This window comes from Streptococcus sp. GS001, assembly GCF_021595565.1.
Taxonomy (GTDB): Bacteria; Bacillota; Bacilli; order Lactobacillales; family Streptococcaceae; genus Streptococcus; species Streptococcus xiaochunlingii.
Window position 1 is genome coordinate 99,049 of the sequence record NZ_JACSYJ010000002.1, and the last position, 16,663, is coordinate 115,711.

The 16,663-nt window shown below is 40.3% G+C and carries 21 protein-coding genes; 18 read left to right on the top strand and 3 right to left on the bottom strand.

The features are described from left to right. Positions 1 to 66 precede the first annotated feature (66 nt). From H8S88_RS03920 to nth, 16 genes are all read left to right on the top strand, one after another. A complete protein-coding gene (locus H8S88_RS03920; protein ID WP_048789717.1) occupies positions 67 to 996 on the top strand; it encodes a hypothetical protein in 930 nt (309 codons plus the stop codon). A 211-nt stretch (positions 997 to 1,207) separates the two neighbouring features. Further along, complete coding sequence (locus tag H8S88_RS03925) at positions 1,208 to 1,834, top strand: hypothetical protein (RefSeq protein WP_195610804.1); 627 nt, start codon at positions 1,208 to 1,210, stop codon at positions 1,832 to 1,834. 354 nt (positions 1,835 to 2,188) lie between these two features. Then, positions 2,189 to 2,743: a DUF4304 domain-containing protein gene (locus H8S88_RS03930; RefSeq protein WP_048789770.1), complete on the top strand. Its 555-nt coding sequence runs from the start codon at positions 2,189 to 2,191 to the stop codon at positions 2,741 to 2,743. A gap of 151 nt (positions 2,744 to 2,894) precedes the next feature. Then, complete coding sequence (locus H8S88_RS03935; RefSeq protein ID WP_048789714.1) at positions 2,895 to 3,254, top strand: hypothetical protein; 360 nt, start codon at positions 2,895 to 2,897, stop codon at positions 3,252 to 3,254. A gap of 55 nt (positions 3,255 to 3,309) precedes the next feature. Continuing rightward, positions 3,310 to 3,897 (top strand): SMI1/KNR4 family protein, encoded by a 588-nt coding sequence (locus H8S88_RS03940; RefSeq protein WP_048789713.1) that lies wholly within the window; start codon positions 3,310 to 3,312, stop codon positions 3,895 to 3,897. A 134-nt stretch (positions 3,898 to 4,031) separates the two neighbouring features. After that, positions 4,032 to 4,472, top strand: coding sequence for a hypothetical protein (locus H8S88_RS03945; RefSeq protein WP_236127967.1), 441 nt, complete (start codon positions 4,032 to 4,034; stop codon positions 4,470 to 4,472). 59 nt (positions 4,473 to 4,531) lie between these two features. After that, positions 4,532 to 5,137, top strand: a complete 606-nt coding sequence (locus H8S88_RS03950) for a DUF6707 family protein (RefSeq protein ID WP_048789712.1) — start codon at positions 4,532 to 4,534, stop codon at positions 5,135 to 5,137. Between the two features lie 38 nt (positions 5,138 to 5,175). After that, positions 5,176 to 5,655 carry an NUDIX hydrolase gene (locus H8S88_RS03955; RefSeq protein WP_048789711.1) on the top strand — a complete coding sequence of 160 codons (480 nt, stop codon included), beginning with the start codon at positions 5,176 to 5,178 and terminating at the stop codon, positions 5,653 to 5,655. A 7-nt stretch (positions 5,656 to 5,662) separates the two neighbouring features. Then, complete coding sequence (locus H8S88_RS03960; RefSeq protein WP_048789710.1) at positions 5,663 to 6,391, top strand: GNAT family N-acetyltransferase; 729 nt, start codon at positions 5,663 to 5,665, stop codon at positions 6,389 to 6,391. 38 nt (positions 6,392 to 6,429) lie between these two features. Next, complete coding sequence (locus tag H8S88_RS03965; protein WP_048789709.1) at positions 6,430 to 7,299, top strand: putative PEP-binding protein; 870 nt, start codon at positions 6,430 to 6,432, stop codon at positions 7,297 to 7,299. After that, positions 7,274 to 7,714 carry an ASCH domain-containing protein gene (locus tag H8S88_RS03970; protein WP_048789708.1) on the top strand — a complete coding sequence of 147 codons (441 nt, stop codon included), beginning with the start codon at positions 7,274 to 7,276 and terminating at the stop codon, positions 7,712 to 7,714. Before H8S88_RS03965 ends, H8S88_RS03970 begins: the two co-directional genes overlap by 26 nt. Before the next feature lie 104 nt (positions 7,715 to 7,818). After that, the gene (glmU, locus tag H8S88_RS03975; RefSeq protein WP_048789707.1) at positions 7,819 to 9,198 is read left to right on the top strand and encodes a bifunctional UDP-N-acetylglucosamine diphosphorylase/glucosamine-1-phosphate N-acetyltransferase GlmU; all 1,380 of its coding nucleotides are present in this window, start codon (positions 7,819 to 7,821) and stop codon (positions 9,196 to 9,198) included. A gap of 9 nt (positions 9,199 to 9,207) precedes the next feature. Continuing rightward, positions 9,208 to 9,756, top strand: coding sequence for an NUDIX hydrolase (locus tag H8S88_RS03980; protein WP_048789706.1), 549 nt, complete (start codon positions 9,208 to 9,210; stop codon positions 9,754 to 9,756). Between the two features lie 18 nt (positions 9,757 to 9,774). Continuing rightward, positions 9,775 to 10,113, top strand: coding sequence for a cell wall synthase accessory phosphoprotein MacP (macP, locus tag H8S88_RS03985; RefSeq protein WP_048789705.1), 339 nt, complete (start codon positions 9,775 to 9,777; stop codon positions 10,111 to 10,113). A gap of 27 nt (positions 10,114 to 10,140) precedes the next feature. Further along, positions 10,141 to 10,833, top strand: coding sequence for a 5'-methylthioadenosine/adenosylhomocysteine nucleosidase (locus H8S88_RS03990; RefSeq protein WP_048789704.1), 693 nt, complete (start codon positions 10,141 to 10,143; stop codon positions 10,831 to 10,833). Positions 10,834 to 10,995: 162 nt separating this feature from the next. After that, positions 10,996 to 11,625, top strand: a complete 630-nt coding sequence (gene nth / locus H8S88_RS03995; protein ID WP_125375054.1) for an endonuclease III — start codon at positions 10,996 to 10,998, stop codon at positions 11,623 to 11,625. 25 nt (positions 11,626 to 11,650) lie between these two features. Here the strand turns inward: nth and H8S88_RS04000 are convergent, their stop codons facing one another. The 3 genes from H8S88_RS04000 to H8S88_RS04010 form a co-directional block, all read right to left on the bottom strand. Further along, the gene (locus H8S88_RS04000; RefSeq protein ID WP_048789702.1) at positions 11,651 to 12,244 is read right to left on the bottom strand and encodes a helix-turn-helix domain-containing protein; all 594 of its coding nucleotides are present in this window, start codon (positions 12,242 to 12,244) and stop codon (positions 11,651 to 11,653) included. Between the two features lie 170 nt (positions 12,245 to 12,414). Beyond that, positions 12,415 to 12,801: a bleomycin resistance protein gene (locus tag H8S88_RS04005; protein WP_048789701.1), complete on the bottom strand. Its 387-nt coding sequence runs from the start codon at positions 12,799 to 12,801 to the stop codon at positions 12,415 to 12,417. A gap of 10 nt (positions 12,802 to 12,811) precedes the next feature. After that, a complete protein-coding gene (locus H8S88_RS04010; protein WP_048789700.1) occupies positions 12,812 to 13,639 on the bottom strand; it encodes an exodeoxyribonuclease III in 828 nt (275 codons plus the stop codon). Positions 13,640 to 13,951: 312 nt separating this feature from the next. On the opposite strand from H8S88_RS04010, the gene pbp2b reads away from it, so the two are divergent. Then, entirely contained in the window at positions 13,952 to 16,033 is a 2,082-nt protein-coding gene (pbp2b, locus tag H8S88_RS04015; protein ID WP_236127968.1) for a penicillin-binding protein PBP2B, read from the top strand. Between the two features lie 10 nt (positions 16,034 to 16,043). Next, positions 16,044 to 16,640, top strand: coding sequence for a recombination mediator RecR (recR, locus tag H8S88_RS04020; RefSeq protein WP_006596694.1), 597 nt, complete (start codon positions 16,044 to 16,046; stop codon positions 16,638 to 16,640). The last annotated feature ends 23 nt before the right edge of the window (positions 16,641 to 16,663 follow it).

Consider the following 16,663-nt stretch of genomic DNA (forward strand, 5'->3'; position numbering starts at 1 on the left):
TTCAAAAAACAGTGGTAGTTGGATTAGGCAATGACAAGTGTAAGTAATGAAATGTTAGAGGTCAATATGAATAAAACACTTTCAAATCAAAAAAGAAAATTAACTGCTATAAAAAATAAAATACTGAAGGCAAGAGATTTTCACTTAGAGGCAGAAAACCTATCTAATACTGAAGCCATTTTAACAGCTCTAAAATCTGATAAGAAAAGCGTTAAAATTAACTATGAAGAAAATGGTGAGAATCAATCATATCTGTATGATCATATAGATATGATTGATTCTATAAGTCCGTATCCTCTAGTCTCTAATTTTATAGAAAGTAAAACATCTGAAAACTACAAGTTATTATTGAATGGCTGTTTTTGTTCTGTAATGGCAGATATGGCTTCTGCTAAATATTTGGCTAAAGGGGGCTCAAACTTTGATACAGATATTTGTTTGAATATCTTATTTGCCCTTGCCTATTTAGATAATACTTATGTAGAGTTTTTAATTGATAAATTAGCCTATTTTAAAGAAGCCCAAGTTGAGAAAGGGAAAAAAATTATTTTCTTTTCAGCCAAGAGTTTATTGCCTTTAGTCGTTTTTCTTTATGGAAATGGGGAGGGTGATCGGCTTGCTAACCTACTGGAGAATGCTTGTGATGCCAAATATCAACCCTTTGACACGAATCCTTATCAGAATGTGAATGATGCCTATAAACAGGTTATGGAAACTATTTTTTCAGAGGAAGTTGATGTTTTTAGAGAAACAATTTTATCCATGTGTGATTATCATTTAGCGAACACCAGAGATAGTCATTTAGTAGATTTCAATACCTTACTTTGGCAATATTTCCCAATTGAAATCTTGGTTTTATTAAAAGAACGTCAGAAAAAAGGTCTCTCAATAGATGGAATTAGTCATCCCTTGCTTGATGACTTTTTGCCCTATTTGATGGATGACTTTCAGCTATCTGAGCAAAATAAGATGATTCTAGGAACGATTTTAGACTAGTTGTTTATAAAATATGGAAAATATACATGCCCAATTTATCGCTATGACAATTGAATCAAGTCGGGATTACTGGTTTAAGATAAACGAATATCAGGTTATTCAAGTACAAATTTTTCTAACTTAAGATAAAACTAATTTTCTTACTTTGAAAATTTGCAAGAAGGGATTTTTCTTTTGATCAATTAAATGATGATTTTAGCAAGGAGACTATATGCCACTCATAGAAGAATTAACATCAAAGCGTTCACCTTTAGTTAAGAAAGCAGCTAAGAAAATTTTAAAGGACAGACTAAAAGGATATGGGCCATACTTACATAGTGCTTTAGAGACGGAGATAGAGAAAAACAGAGCTTGGGAAACGCAAATGTACTTGCTCTACGCCATGGCCGCAACAGATTGTGCAGAAGAAATTCCCTATCTGAAGTCATTGATTCTAAGAGACATTCCAACACCTGTAACCTATCGCTCTCTAGCATTAGCCATTGTCTATCTAGAGAATTCAGAAATAGAGAATTTATCATTTGTTTATGAGTCCTTGGAATCAAATAGCTTCTCGAAAGCTGCAGGTGCTTGCGCTGCTATTTATATGAAAAAGTTAGTACTTAAAGATGATGATTTTAATAGAATTATGTCTTATGTAACTCAGCCTAAATACCTTGAGCATATTGGCAAAGTCACAAATCCATTTTTATTTATCTTAGCAGCATCTTATTTGTTTTCTGAGAGCAGTCGAGAGAAAATTTTGATCTTTTCGGAACAATTTGACGTTCAGATAGTGAGAGATATTATTTCAGATGTTAAAAAAGGGAAAGACGGGAAGCGCATTAACTTCTTTTAAGTTAACTCAGGTTCAGAATTTAATACAGCAATAATGTATGTAGTTGAGTTCTGTAAAATACCTGAGTTCTATGATGATCAGATTTATTTTTATTGCGATGAATATATACTCTTTTGGACGTCTATTGATGATGTGGGGGAGATAGATAAGGCTCGGGATTTTAAATTAAAGGGTCAAATAGTGCCAGCAACCCTAGAGGAAATCTGTAAGGAAGGTTTGATCAGTTCCATTCATTCTGTTAAGCAATATGCGATTGAGAACGGGAAAGTTGTAGGGATAACCTATATTCATATAGATTCCTAGGAAAATGCAATGAGGAACTCACCACATTCTGTTAGAAATAGAGGTAAAGAAATGAAAGAGGCCAAAGAACTCTTCCTAAAAAATGGCTTTTCGCGACTAAAGCGAACTAATAACTATTATAAAGTCGATCATGATTTTTACACAGTCATCTATTTTCAACGAAAATCAGATGGTAGTGCCTATTTCGTGAATGTTGGCCTTCATCCCCTCTTTCTGGACTCGGGGCTGTTAGAAGAAGTGGATTGTGCTTTAAGGACTCGATTAGGTTCTATCGATCATAGAAATGGCATGGATCAAGCTGAATTGGAAAAGGCTGTTCAAGAGGCCATCGATTTTACTGCTCAGTATTCATCGTATTCAACCGTATTTTCAAGCATAGATCCCGAGAAGGATCTTGAGAAGGATTGGTTGTTAAAACAATTCTCTATCACCAAAGTGAACTTATGCAGATTGTATGTTGAGTATTATGATGCAATCGATTCTAAGAAGTTGGCTTTAGATTTTGCAAACTATGGCTTATCCATTACACCTAAGATTGCCTCTGTACCTAAAAACTTCTTTAAAACCTATATTCGTTTGGGAGAAATAATCAAAACTACTTATTAGGGTGGAATGAAAGTGCTGATTTACTGGTCAACATCCTGACGAAAGGAACCGGTAGGAGAAAAGAAATGAATCTTAATGAACTCATCGAAGAGGTTGAAAATAATGTTGACTTAGCATCCTATATCAATCTTGTACCAAAAGGAAATAAGAAATGAAAAACTATTTACTTGATGAAAGGCTATTTCAGTATCCTGAATCGTTTAAAAAATTGATTGAATTCAATTTAGTTGATTTTGATTGTTGGTATCTGTTGGATTCAGAATGGGCCCTATCTTTGTATGAGGGATTGCAGGAAAGATACCCAAGCAGAAAGTTGATTCCATTTGCTAAAAGAGGAGATTGTGATGATACAGCTTGTTTTGAAATAGGAAAGGGCAATAAGGTCCAACTCATTCATGATTTTGCTGCGGAAGGATGGGAGCAACGGAAAGAGTTTAACGATTTTTGGGAATGGGTGGAATACGCAATCAAATGCATGATAGAGTATAACAAAGAGGATGGGATTGAATAATGGGAAGGCCCTATTATAGGGACGAAGAAACTGAACTACAAGGTAAGGAGAACAAATGGAAACGATTACCCAATTATTAAATGAGATTGAAAAAAGTCTCCAACAGCTACATCATCCTTGTGTAGATCATCTAAATCCGGGACTATTTTCTCAAAAAACTCAAGAATTATTTGAGGAAATCCCATTGCAACCAAACCAGGACTTGCATGCCCTTTATGCTTGGAGAAACGGATCAAAAGATAGTGAGGGAATCACACTCGGTGAGCTGGCATTTTTTCCTGGTTTCTATTTGATGTCTCTGGAAGAAAGTATACAGACCTACTTGGAACTAATAGAAACGGATGCTTGGGACAAATCTTGGTTCCCAATTTTTGCCAGCGGAGGTGGAGATTTTTATGCCATGAACCTAGCTTCAGAAGGTCAGGGGCAAATCCTTGGTTTTTATGTATTTGAAGAAGAGGCCCAGGTCGAATACCGGTCATTAGAATCTATGCTCACAGCTCTTAAAAACTGTTATGAACAAGGCATTATTTTCCGGAATGAACAAGGCTACTTGGATATGGATTATAAGAAGCATGCTGAGGTAGCTCATGAGATAAATCCAGATGTGAAGATATGGCAGGAATTCCTAAAGGAGACGTAAGAGAAATGACCAAGGAGAGAAAAATGACAGTAGTTACTGTATTAAAAAAGATCATTAAACTCTATTAGGAAACAACGTTTATCCCCCAATCGGTGAGTTTTTCAGATGAAAAATTGAGGATCCAGTCCTCAGATTTGACAGGAGAATTACTTGATTACTATCAACACATAGTGTTCAAAGAGGATTTATTTTTTGCCAATAAAAATTTTAATATCGTTTTGTTGCCATTAGATTCTCCTGCAAGGACAGTTGAATCTTGGGCCCTACAAGATGTTCTTCAATTTAGTGAAGGGCAATACCAGATATTCGCTACTACAGATACAGACGATATTCTTTTCTGTGATATGAAAGATGAAAAATCACCTGTTTACGCAGGCAGTCCTGGAGATCCTAATTTCTACAAACTCAGCGCAAGTTTGACGGAGTTTTTTGAGTTCTATTTCGCTTTTTCAAATTTTTGGAAGCAAAGAGAAGATGTCCCTCTGGAGGAGTATATTGTAGGGACAGGTGACTTGATAGAGCGCTACCTTTCCCCAGACGTCCAAGCGACAGCGAAAGAATATCTATTTCGGTAAAATTAATCTGAGAAAAGCCTTTCTTAGTAACACAAAGTGAGTTGGATAGGAGAAAAGAAATGAAAGTGAAAGAACTAATCGAAGAGATTGAAAATGATGCTGAGTTCTTCTCGTATTTAAACCAGGTTCCCAAAAAGAATAAGAAAATCCAAGCTAGCTATCTTGAATCGCTGAATCATCTGGCCTATTTATTTTATCTGGATGGCCAAGAGGAAATGGCTAAGGAATTATTAGATCGTATCATACAAGTTCCATTTGAAGGGAATTATAACACCTGGACCTTTGTTGATAGCTCTCTGGTTTTATTGGCCTATCTGGAAAGAGAGGTAGAAAATCAGGTAGTCGTCTATAAAAAGCATCTTTTATCTCCCTTAGAACAAGGGGAGGAATCCACTCAAAAAATTAGAAGGAGAGTTCATCAGAGATTTTTGAATGGTGATAGCTTGGAGCAAAAGCTTGCAAAAATCGAGCAAGCCTCAAGTCCTGAATCGGAAATGGAACGCCGTTTGTTATACTTGACAGATTTATTGAAGATTCACCTTTTTATTGATGAGTCAACTTGTGAAGAGACAGATATCCAAGCAAAAATCGAAGAGAATATGGAGATACTAAAGAAGTATATTAAGGAGCATGAAATCTATAGCCTCTTTCCTTTTAAGGGATAAGTGAGCTAACAATCTTGGAGATTAAGAAAGAATAGAATATGGAAATCAAAAATCACTTTGGGGTATACGGAGTCTGTCTTCGAGAGGGGAAACTGCTCTGTATTGAAAAAACAAGAGGCCCCTATCAAAATCGTTTTGATCTACCGGGTGGTAGTCAGGAACTCGGTGAGGGGTTGACAGAAACCCTCAAGAGAGAAGTTCTGGAAGAGACGGGCTATACTCTTAGCCGTTACTTAAATCCTAGGATTTATGACGTGCTGGTTCAAGAAGAAGGGCACGACTTCGCCGTACACCATATCATGGCTTTTTATGATATAGTACTTGATTTAGAACGTTTTCAAAAATCCCTTCCTCATGAAGTTCTTGATGGAAGCAATGATTCAGCAAATGCAATTTGGTTGAATTTGGAAGAAATTACTGCAGACAATGCCTCGCCTTTAGTATTAAAAGTGAAGGCAGAGTTACGAGGATTTCCAGAATTAGAACTGACAAGTTATAGGAATTGGAAGGTGAAATAGAGGGATAATGGAACTATTTAAAACCTGGAAGAAAAATATGGTTCTCTATGGTCTTAAATCTCAAATTGGAACTGTATACCGAAACAGTGATGGGACAACAAGTTTTTATGATATTGGGAATTTTCTATACCTAGCAGGGGAGCTAAATTCTAGATTTTGGGAAGATTTTATTAGGCAATATGGTTTAGATTATAAGATTATTATTTCAGAAGACACTAAGTGGCAAGATTTTATGCGTCGACAAGTTGGGTTAATTTCTTTTACTCGCTATTCTTTTAAGGATAAGGCAAATTTTCAAGTTGAATTTCTAAATGATCTAGTTAGTCAGTTAGAGAAAGGTTACAATATTGTACCTATTGATAATCATATTTATAACTGCCTTTCTGAGGATGAATGGTCACAAGATTTACAGGGAGATTTTGAGTCCTACCAGAATTTTACTTTAAAAGGTGGATTTGGCTTTGTGATTGTTAAAAATAAAGAACTGATTGCTGGGATTTCCTCAGGGTTAGTTTACCAAGGAGCAGTTGAAGTGGAAGTTGCAACTAGACCAAACGAACAAGGAAATGGATTTGCTAAAAAGCTTGGTGCTACAATGATTCTAGAGAGTTTAAATAGAGATACGTTTCCACTTTGGGATGCTCATAACGTGGCTTCTAAAAAAGTAGCAGAATTTTTAGGATATGAGTTAGTTGGACCTTATGAAGCTTTTGAACTAGAGGAAAGTGTCGTATAATGATATCTGATATTGTATCTTTTAAGACGAGGTGAAAGATGAGAAATCAACTGTCTCTTAGTGGCGAAAAAATTGTTGAAAAAGTTTATCCCCATTTATTGCACCACGTCGGCTTGATTCGTGGGGAATACTTGCTAAGAGAGCTCAATCAAAACATACTATTACCAAATTGTCAGCAATTTGTAAAAGATTATCTAAGCTCAATTTGCTCCTTATACTCAGATGAGGATGTATGGTATCGCTTTTCAGAGTTAACAAATGCAGAAGCAAATATTCTAGATGGGACTAAAGAGTATTTTGACGAACGCCACCCCTTATTTGGATACAGAGGTATCAGGCGTTTGTTGGCGTGTCCAGATGAATTTCAGGCTGAGACAAATGTCGTTACAGAAGTCTATCAAACTAATCCCAATCTGTCTGTTATTTTTCCTTTTGTCAATGATGCCGAACAGTTAAAACAAGCTATTAGAGTATTGCGCCAGCATGGTTTTACTGGAAAAGTTGGAACAATGATTGAATTACCGTCAGCTTATTTTGACTTAGACAGGATACTGGAAACAGGTATTTCAAAGATTGTAGTGGGAATGAATGATTTAACTTCTTTTGTTTTTGCCACTGTGAGAAATAGTCAATGGCATGATATGGAAAGTCCCATTATGTTAGAAATGCTGAGACAGATGCAGGATAAAGCAAGGATGAAAAAGATAGATTTCGCTGTAGCAGGTTATCTGAATCCTTCTTTCATACAAAAAATGAATCAGATGGGTATCGAATGTATTCTCCATTACAGCTCTATTCCAGAGATTTTTGATTTAGAAATTGACCATCCAGACCATCTTAAACATATAAAAGAAGAAAGTAAAAAATTACAAAGGAGAACTCATGACACCTCAAGAAATGTGGAATAAATACAAGCAAATGAACCCCTCTATCGGTGATGAAATCGATGCCTGGGCTTTTGGAGTAGAGGCAGATCTCTTGGCTGACTTGGTTCTAAGAGGCGAAAAAACAGCAACCGCCTCTGCCTACGACCTCTACGCAGTGGAGGACGAACCCCTTCCACAAGAAGGGACTTTCGATATCATTTTAGACAGTCAAAACCAGGCTATCTGCATTGTCGAAATTACCAAGGTTTCCGTTCATCCCTTCCATCAAGTGTCTGCTGAGCATGCCTATAAGGAAGGTGAGGGAGACAAATCTCTGGCCTATTGGCGTCAGGTTCATGAGGAGTTTTTCACGGAGTGGCTGGAGGAAGCAGGTCTGACGTTTACACCTGACAGCAAGGTGGTTTTAGAAGAATTTCGCAAGGTTTATCCATTATAGATATGCTCTCCTTTTTGGAGAGTTTTTTTGGTTCGGATCTAATTTTCCAAAAGGGCTAAAAAATGGTATAATGTAAGCGATATTGTACAGAAAAGAGAATGTCTATGCCAAATTATGCCATTATTTTAGCAGCGGGAAAAGGTACCCGTATGAAATCAGATTTGCCGAAGGTTCTACACAAGGTTGCTGGGATCTCTATGTTGGAACATGTTTTCCGTAGTGTTGGAGCCATCTCACCCGAAAAGACTGTAACGGTTGTGGGCCACAAGGCTGAATTGGTGGAGCAAGTGTTAGCGGGACAAACAGAGTTTGTCAAACAAACTGAACAATTGGGAACTGGTCATGCAGTTATGATGGCAGAGCCAGTCTTGGAAGCTCTTGAAGGCCACACCCTTGTCATCGCAGGGGATACACCTTTGATTACGGGTGAAAGCCTCAAACACTTGATCGATTTTCATATCAACCACAAAAATGTGGCAACGATTTTAACAGCCGAAGCAGTGAATCCATTTGGTTATGGTCGGATTGTCCGTAATGACAATGCGGAAGTGCTTCGAATCGTCGAGCAAAAAGATGCGACAGAATATGAACAACAAATCAAGGAAATCAATACAGGGACTTATGTCTTTGACAATGCGCGTCTCTTTGAAGCTTTAAAGAATATCAATACTAACAATGCCCAAGGAGAATACTATATCACGGATGTCATCGGAATTTTCCGAGAAGCAGGTGAAAAAGTTGGGGCTTATACTCTCAAAGACTTTGATGAAAGTCTTGGGGTTAATGACCGCGTAGCTCTTGCGACAGCAGAAGGCATCATGCGTCGTCGCATTAACCAAGTCCACATGGTTAATGGAGTGAGCTTTGTTAATCCAGACGCGGCCTATATCGATATCGATGTCGAAATCGCCCCAGAGGTACAAATTGAAGCCAATGTCACCCTAAAAGGACACACAAAAATTGGGGCTGAAACAGTCTTAACTAATGGAACCTATGTCGTGGACAGTGAGATTGGTGCAGGTGCTGTTATTACCAACTCTATGATTGAAGAAAGCACCGTAGCCGATGGCGTGACAGTAGGACCTTACGCCCATATTCGTCCAGGATCTAGCCTTGCAAAAGATGTCCATATCGGAAACTTTGTCGAAGTCAAAGGTTCGTCTATCGGCGAAAATACCAAAGCGGGCCATTTGACCTATATTGGTAACTGCCAAGTCGGCAGCAACGTCAACTTTGGTGCAGGAACCATCACTGTCAACTATGATGGGAAGAATAAATACAAGACCCTTATTGGAAATAATGTCTTTATTGGCTCAAATTCGACCATCATTGCACCAGTTGAATTAGGCGACAATTCCTTAGTCGGTGCTGGATCTACCATTACCAAGGATGTGCCAGCTGATGCGATTGCGATCGGTCGTGGCCGTCAAGTGAATAAGGATGAGTACGCTACTCGCCTTCCTCACCATCCTAAAAATAAATAGGAGATTTTCATGCAATTTGAAGAAAAAACCATTGATCGCAAGGAGATTTACCAAGGACCGATTTTCCAAGTAGTCACAGATCAAGTGGAACTGCCAGATGGGAAAGGTCAAGCACAGCGTGATTTGATTTTTCATAATGGAGCAGTAGCGGTTTTACCGATCACAGATGAGGGCAAGACCATTTTGGTCAAGCAGTACCGCAAGGCGATCGAGAGAACTTCTGTAGAGATCCCAGCAGGCAAGTTGGAAAAGGGTGAAAATGCGGATCCTCAAGCAGCTGCTCTGCGTGAATTGGAAGAAGAAATTGGTTACACAGCGGATTTAGAGTTGTTGTATGATTTTTATTCAGCCATTGGATTTTGTAACGAGCGGATCAAACTCTATCTTGCGACCAATTTGAAAAAAGTGGAAAATCCTCGCCCTCAAGATGCAGATGAGACTTTGGAGCTCTTTGAGGTGACTTTAGCAGAAGCTGAGGAGCTGATACAAACGGGTGATATCTGCGATGCCAAAACCATTATGGCAATTCAATACTGGAAACACCTACAAAACAAATAAAGAATAGAGGAGAAACCGATGGGCAAACCTTTATTAACAGATGAAATGATTGAGCGGGCAAACCGGGGAGAAGCGATCTCTGGTCCCCCGCTCTTTGATGAGGAAGAGACAAAAATTCTCCCGACAGGAAACAGAGGCTTTGGTTATGAACGGCCGGTGACCTCAAGAGAAGGCGATGGTGGACGAGGAACCTCCTATCCTCAGGAGACTATTCCGATCAGAGTCCAACCTACAGTGACCAAGAGCCGTCGGATTGAAAACCAAAAGGATGAGGTTTTTCAATCAAAATTAAATAAGATTTTATTTTGGGTCATCTTGCTCCTCATCTTGTTAATTCTTGCAATCTGGCGCCTATAGGGAGCGTCTACCAAAGGAGTGACGATTATGAAAATTGGAATCATTGCGGCCATGCCACAAGAGTTAAAAATCTTAGTGGAAGCTTTGCAGAACGGAGAGAAACACCTTCGCTTAGGAAAAGTCTACTATACAGGATCGATTGGTCGCCATGAAGTGGTCTTGGTTGAAAGTGGTATCGGCAAGGTCATGTCAGCCATGAGTGTGGCTGTATTGGCCAATGATTTTAAGGTGGAAGCCATTATTAACACGGGTTCTGCAGGTGCCGTTGCACCAGGGATGACTGTTGGAGATATTGTCCTTGCAGACAAATTGGCCTACCATGATGTCGATGTGACAGCCTTTGGCTATAAGTATGGTCAAATGGCAGGTCAACCACTTTACTTTGAATCCAGCCGCTATTTTGTATCAGAGATGAAAAAAGTTCTGGAAGAAGAGGCTGCAACCACACATGTTGGCTTGATTACAACAGGAGATAGCTTTATCGCGAGTGAAGAAAAAGTCGCAGCAATTCGGGAACATTTCCCAGAAGTATTGGCAGTTGAGATGGAAGGAGCAGCTATTGCCCAAGCCGCTCATGCAGCTGGGCGTCCTTTCATGGTCATTCGAGCTATGAGTGATACGGCAGATCACGTAGCCAATATCTCTTTTGATGAATTTATCGTAGAGGCTGGCGAACGCTCTGCTCAAACATTGATTTCTTTCTTGAAGAGATTGGTGTAAAACAAACAATAGAGTTAAGGCGCCTCTAATATAAATAGGAAGTGGGACAGAATGAATATCATTTAAAATTCATTCTGTCCTACTTCCTTTTCTGAAGCTGATTCCTTCAGAAATAGATGGACTTCATGCTATAATAAAGTCTAGTAATACAAAGGAGACGTTATGGTTTTATCAAAAAAACGGGCACGACATGTGATTGAAGAAATTATCGCCCTCTTTCCAGATGCTCAGCCAAGTCTGGATTTTCGCAACCATTTTGAATTATTAGTAGCGGTCATGCTCTCTGCTCAGACGACGGACGCAGCGGTCAATAAGGCAACGCCCGCTTTGTTTGAAGCTTTCCCAACTCCTCAAGACATGGCGGTCGCCAGTGAAGCCGACATTGCCAAGCATATTTCCAAATTAGGCCTCTATCGCAATAAGGCTAAGTTTCTCAAAAAATGTGCCCAACAATTGTTGGATAACTTTGATGGCCAAGTCCCTCAGACGCGTGAAGAATTAGAGAGCCTAGCTGGAGTGGGACGCAAGACAGCCAATGTGGTCATGAGTGTAGGATTTGGCATTCCTGCCTTTGCCGTTGATACCCATGTAGAGCGGATCTGCAAGCACCATGACATTGTCAAGAAGTCGGCTACGCCGTTAGAAGTGGAAAAACGAGTCATGGATGTTCTTCCCCCTGAGCGCTGGCTCCCAGCTCACCAGGCCATGATCTATTTTGGACGGGCTATTTGCCATCCAAAAAATCCTGAATGTGATCACTATCCGCAATTGTATAACTTTAAAGACAGTTAAAAAGCGAGGTCTAATGACTTCGCTTTTATTTGATAGGGAAGAAAGTAAGTAAGAGCCAAGAAATCAGTAGAGTAATAGCGCCAATTCCAAGGACAAATAGAATAGGAATGAGGATTCTTTGGTAGGGATCTTTACCCCTTTCTTCAGCTTCTTCAATCTCGCTCAGACTGCGTCCTTGTTCATAGGCGACAAGCTGGCGATAAGTACGAAGATTATGCTTTTTCTTGAATTTTTCAATGCGTAGGGCGTAGAATATACCGACAGCAAGAATCAAGCAACTAATAGCGATGCCGTATCCATCCAAATAAAGAATGAGGGGAGTGCTGATGATAGGACTGCCAATTAGTAGTAAGCTAAAGACCACTTCATCTTTTTGATAGCGCATAAATTCTTGGTCGTGAATAATTTGTTTCATGGTTTCCAAATCTCCTTTGACTAGTTTGTCCAATGACACTTCAAAGACCTTGCTTAGTAAGAGCAGGTTTTGAATATCAGGATAGGTTGCGCCGCGTTCCCAGTTGGAAATGGATTGACGGCTGACAAAGATGATTTCAGCCAAATCATCTTGAGATAAATTTTTCTCTTTACGATAGTGCTGGATCTGCTTTCCGACTTGCATAAGATTTCCTCGCTTTCTGATTTTATTCTACTCAATTATACAAAAAATGACTATCAAAGTTCTTTGACATGTTGATTTCATAGGCTTTAGCAACTGTTTTTGACTATAGATTTACAAGCCTGTCAATGGATAGTTACCTACTGAAAAAGAGGCCAAGAGCCTCCTTTTTCTTATTCACTAAATCTTAAAAAATAACCATCTGGATCCAAAATCGCAAATTCATGGGGATAGATAAAGTTATCTCCCACTCGAAATTCTCTTTTTGTCAGCGGACGATGGATGGGATAGTCAGCTTCCAGCAGTTTTTGATGGAGCTGTGGGACATCTTCAATGCCAAAGGAAATATTGATACCGCGACCGAAAGGATAGGTCAGTTGGGCTAATTCTTCCTCCTTGCCTTCTTCTAGCATTAGCTGACAGTCTTCAAGGGAAAGGAAGAGAAATTTTTCCTCTGGACGCTCGTATTGGACAGAGAATCCCAACAAGTCGCAGTAGAAGCGACGCGATTTCTCAATATCCGATACGACAAATTCAGGGATGACAGCTTGATAGTCCATTGTTTTCTCCTTAAAGATCAATCTCCATGACAATTGGTGTATGGTCTTGACGGGCACCGGAGTCAATCATAGCTGATTTAGTCACTTTGTCCACAATGCGGTTAGAAGTGAGCCAGTAGTCAATTCTCCAGCCTGTGTTGTTGATTTTAGATGTCTTGCTACGTTGTGCCCACCAAGTATATTGATCTGGAAGGTCCCCATGCAAGTGGCGGAAGGTATCAGTGAACCCTTTGGCTAGCAAGTTAGTGAAGCCAGCACGCTCTTCATCGGTAAAGCCTGGGGAACGACGGTTGCTGGCTGGATTGGCCAAGTCGATTTCCTTGTGGGCTACGTTGTAGTCTCCTGTTGCCAGAACTGGCTTTTGCTGGTCTAGTTCTGCCAAGTAGTCTGCATATTTGGCATCCCAGATTTGGCGTTCTTCCAAGCGTTTGAGCCCATCTCCAGCATTCGGAGTATAGACCTGGGTCACAAAGAAGTCATCAAATTCAAGGGTAATAATCCGACCTTCGACGTCCATGGTAGAAGGAGCACCGATTTCTGGGAAGGTTACGGTCGGTTTCAATTCTTTTTTGTAGAGGAACATGGTTCCTGCGTAGCCTTTACGGGCTGGTTCCACAGAGGACCGCCATGTATTTTCATATCCAGGGAAAAGTTCTGCTAAGACCTCCAAGTGTTTTTTTGTTGGTCCTTTAGCAGATAATTTTGTTTCCTGAATGGCAATGATATCCGCATCCTCTGCAACCAAGGTGAGGAGGACGTCTTGAGAGAGTTTTGCGCGTGCAGAGTCACTCGTCAAGGCGGCATTCAATGAGTCAATATTCCATGAGATCAGTTTCATATCGTTTCCTTTACTAACTTTTTCGATGTTTCTATTATACCAAAAAATCTCCTATCACTTGTCTCCTGTGATTTGAGGAAGGAGCTATTTTGCAGTCAAGAGCTATGCCTCCCGCATATGCATAAAACAATGCTTGCCGAGGAGTTCAGAATGACGATTATTTTATCTGGTCTAGCGACTCGTGTCTGGATGAAATGTGCTATAATGGAAGTTGAGTTTAAAATAGAAATATTCCTCAGATTCCCTTTAAAGTTATCCTATTTTTATGTCTTGTTAGGGACTGGGACTGAGAATCACAGTGAAAGGAGAGGTATGGCGCAAAAATCTAAACGTTCAAAAAAAGCGAATGCTAAGGTGAGAAAATTTGATAATCGGTGGATTACTAGACGACTTTATTTGTTATTCAGTATAGTCTGTACCCTCTTTTTGATTTTAATTGCTCGACTAAGGTATATGCAGATTACTCATCAAGGCTTTTATACACAAAAATTGGCAAAAGCTACCAAAAAACACTTAACAAGAGGGAGTCTCCGGGGACAGATTTATGATGCTTCTGGTCAGCCTCTGGTAGAAAATGTTGACAAGAAGGTCTTGTCTTTTACCCGAAGCAATAAGTTTACTGCAGAAGAAATGCGTCAAACAGCTCAGCTTCTTCTGAATTATGTAAGTGTTTCGAATCCCCAAATCACCAAGCGTCAAGAGATCGACTTTTATCTCGCAAATTCGGAAGTCTATAAAGAGGTAGTGGACAAGTTGCCCAAAGACGAACGAATCGATACGGACGGCAACCCACTTCCAGAAGCAACTATCTATCAGCATGCTGTTGATAGTATTGAGACTGAAAAATTAGGCTATACAGAAGAAGAAAAGAAGGCCATCTATCTATTTAGCCAAATGAATGCCGTTGAAAACTTTGCTAGTGCTACGATTGTGACCGATCCAATGTCCGATGAGCAGGTAACGACGGTCAAAGATCATTTAAAAGAATTTCCAGGATTTGAAGTGATTACGAGTTGGGATCGAAAAGTGGTTGATAGTCCCTTGGCTTCCATCGTTGGTAGTGTGTCGACAGAGCAAGCCGGTCTTCCAGCTGAAGAAGTGGATGATTATTTGGAAAAAGGCTATGCCTTAAATGATCGCGTCGGAACTTCTTATTTAGAAAAACAATATGAGTCTGTTCTCCAAGGAGAACGGGTTGAAAAAGAAATCCATTTGGATAAGAATGGCAATGTCGAAAAGATCGAAACCCTCTCCAAAGGAAGCAAAGGGAACAATATCAAGCTTTCCATTGATTTGGATTTCCAAAGAGGAGTGGAAGACATCTTGAAGAAGTCCTTCCAGGCAGAATTGGCCGCTGGCAACGCCACCTACTCAGAAGGTGTCTATGCTGTTGCCTTAGATCCAAAAACGGGTAGAATCCTTGCGATGGCGGGGATGAAACATGAAGCTGGTTCGCAAGATCTGACCCCTGATGCTTTAGGGACAGTGACCAATGTCTTTGTTCCAGGATCGGTTGTGAAAGCAGCGACTTTGACAGCAGGATGGGAAAATGGAGTGATTTCTGGGAACCAAGTCCTATTGGATCAACCAATCTCCTTTTCTGGTTCAGCTCCTATCACTTCATGGTTCACCCAGTTTGGAAGCCAAGAAATCAATGCGGTCCAAGCGTTGGAATATTCTTCCAACACCTATATGGTGCAGATTGCCCTTAATTTGATGGGCCAACCCTATCAGCCAAACATGAGTTTGAAGACAGATCAATTGGATCCAGCTATGAACAAATTGCGTTCGACCTTTGCCTCTTATGGTCTGGGAACAGAGACGGGAATTGACCTTCCGAATGAATCAACGGGCTATGTTCCCAAAGAGTTCACGATTGGTAATTACCTAACAGACGCCTTTGGTCAGTTTGATAACTATACACCTATGCAGTTGGCTCAATATGTTGCAACCATTGCCAACGATGGGAAACGCGTGGCGCCACACCTGGTCCAAGGAATTTATGAGAATGATGCCAAGGGAGGTTTGGGCCCTCTGAAAGAAGAGATTGCAACAAGAGAACTCAATCAAGTAGCTCTAACACCCGAAAATCTAGCTATCATTAAACAAGGTTTTTATCAGGTGGTATACGGAACCAGTGGCTTAACAACTGGTAAAACCATCGGAGAAGGAGCTGCCGTTCCAATCAGTGCGAAGACCGGGACTGCAGAAACATTTGTAAATGGTGGGACCCCTGCTGTAAATACCAATGTCATCGCCTATGCCCCATCTGAAAATCCTCAGATTGCGGTGGCAGTCGTCTTCCCTCACAATACTAATCTCCAAGCGACTGTTAGTCACAGTATTACCAGAGAGATTATCAATCTCTACCAGCAAAAACATCCTATGAATTAGAAAGGAAGCTATGCTCTATCCAACACCTATCGCAAAATTAATTGAAAGTTATTCGAAGCTCCCTGGTATTGGGATCAAAACAGCAACTCGTCTGGCCTTTTATACCATCGGAATGAGTGATGACGATGTCAATGAGTTTGCCAAGAATCTCTTGTCAGCAAAGCGGGAATTAAGCTATTGTTCCATCTGTGGGAATCTAACAGATGAAGAAGAGTGTGCCATTTGTCGAGACGAGACGCGCGATCCATCGACCATCTTAGTGGTAGAAGATAGTCGAGATGTGTCAGCCATGGAGAATATTCAGGAGTACCACGGTCGCTACCATGTCCTTCATGGCTTGATTTCGCCCATGAATGGGGTCGGACCAGATGATATTAACCTCAAGTCCTTGATCACACGATTAATGGATCATGAGGTCCAAGAAGTAATTGTGGCGACCAATGCAACCGCGGATGGGGAAGCAACTTCTATGTATATCTCTCGCGTCCTCAAACCAGCTGGCATCAAAGTGACCCGCCTAGCACGTGGATTAGCTGTCGGAGCCGATATCGAATATGCGGACGAAGTGACCCTTCTTCGAGCTATTGAAAATCGAACCGAGTTATAAGCGGTTACAGAAACTGGAGGAAC

What these genes read in the sequence shown, in the direction of transcription:
- glmU (WP_048789707.1), top strand. Translation starts at nt 7,819, where the DNA reads ATGCCAAATTATGCCATTATTTTAGCAGCGGGAAAAGGTACCCGTATG.
- H8S88_RS03950 (WP_048789712.1), top strand. Translation starts at nt 4,532, where the DNA reads ATGAAAGTGAAAGAACTAATCGAAGAGATTGAAAATGATGCTGAGTTC.
- H8S88_RS03965 (WP_048789709.1), top strand. Translation starts at nt 6,430, where the DNA reads ATGAGAAATCAACTGTCTCTTAGTGGCGAAAAAATTGTTGAAAAAGTT.
- recR (WP_006596694.1), top strand. Translation starts at nt 16,044, where the DNA reads ATGCTCTATCCAACACCTATCGCAAAATTAATTGAAAGTTATTCGAAG.
- H8S88_RS03940 (WP_048789713.1), top strand. Translation starts at nt 3,310, where the DNA reads ATGGAAACGATTACCCAATTATTAAATGAGATTGAAAAAAGTCTCCAA.
- macP (WP_048789705.1), top strand. Translation starts at nt 9,775, where the DNA reads ATGGGCAAACCTTTATTAACAGATGAAATGATTGAGCGGGCAAACCGG.
- H8S88_RS03920 (WP_048789717.1), top strand. Translation starts at nt 67, where the DNA reads ATGAATAAAACACTTTCAAATCAAAAAAGAAAATTAACTGCTATAAAA.
- H8S88_RS03980 (WP_048789706.1), top strand. Translation starts at nt 9,208, where the DNA reads ATGCAATTTGAAGAAAAAACCATTGATCGCAAGGAGATTTACCAAGGA.
- H8S88_RS03970 (WP_048789708.1), top strand. Translation starts at nt 7,274, where the DNA reads ATGACACCTCAAGAAATGTGGAATAAATACAAGCAAATGAACCCCTCT.
- H8S88_RS04010 (WP_048789700.1), bottom strand. Translation starts at nt 13,639, where the DNA reads ATGAAACTGATCTCATGGAATATTGACTCATTGAATGCCGCCTTGACG.
- H8S88_RS03930 (WP_048789770.1), top strand. Translation starts at nt 2,189, where the DNA reads ATGAAAGAGGCCAAAGAACTCTTCCTAAAAAATGGCTTTTCGCGACTA.
- H8S88_RS03990 (WP_048789704.1), top strand. Translation starts at nt 10,141, where the DNA reads ATGAAAATTGGAATCATTGCGGCCATGCCACAAGAGTTAAAAATCTTA.
- H8S88_RS04005 (WP_048789701.1), bottom strand. Translation starts at nt 12,801, where the DNA reads ATGGACTATCAAGCTGTCATCCCTGAATTTGTCGTATCGGATATTGAG.
- H8S88_RS04000 (WP_048789702.1), bottom strand. Translation starts at nt 12,244, where the DNA reads ATGCAAGTCGGAAAGCAGATCCAGCACTATCGTAAAGAGAAAAATTTA.
- H8S88_RS03935 (WP_048789714.1), top strand. Translation starts at nt 2,895, where the DNA reads ATGAAAAACTATTTACTTGATGAAAGGCTATTTCAGTATCCTGAATCG.
- pbp2b (WP_236127968.1), top strand. Translation starts at nt 13,952, where the DNA reads ATGGCGCAAAAATCTAAACGTTCAAAAAAAGCGAATGCTAAGGTGAGA.
- nth (WP_125375054.1), top strand. Translation starts at nt 10,996, where the DNA reads ATGGTTTTATCAAAAAAACGGGCACGACATGTGATTGAAGAAATTATC.
- H8S88_RS03960 (WP_048789710.1), top strand. Translation starts at nt 5,663, where the DNA reads ATGGAACTATTTAAAACCTGGAAGAAAAATATGGTTCTCTATGGTCTT.
- H8S88_RS03955 (WP_048789711.1), top strand. Translation starts at nt 5,176, where the DNA reads ATGGAAATCAAAAATCACTTTGGGGTATACGGAGTCTGTCTTCGAGAG.
- H8S88_RS03925 (WP_195610804.1), top strand. Translation starts at nt 1,208, where the DNA reads ATGCCACTCATAGAAGAATTAACATCAAAGCGTTCACCTTTAGTTAAG.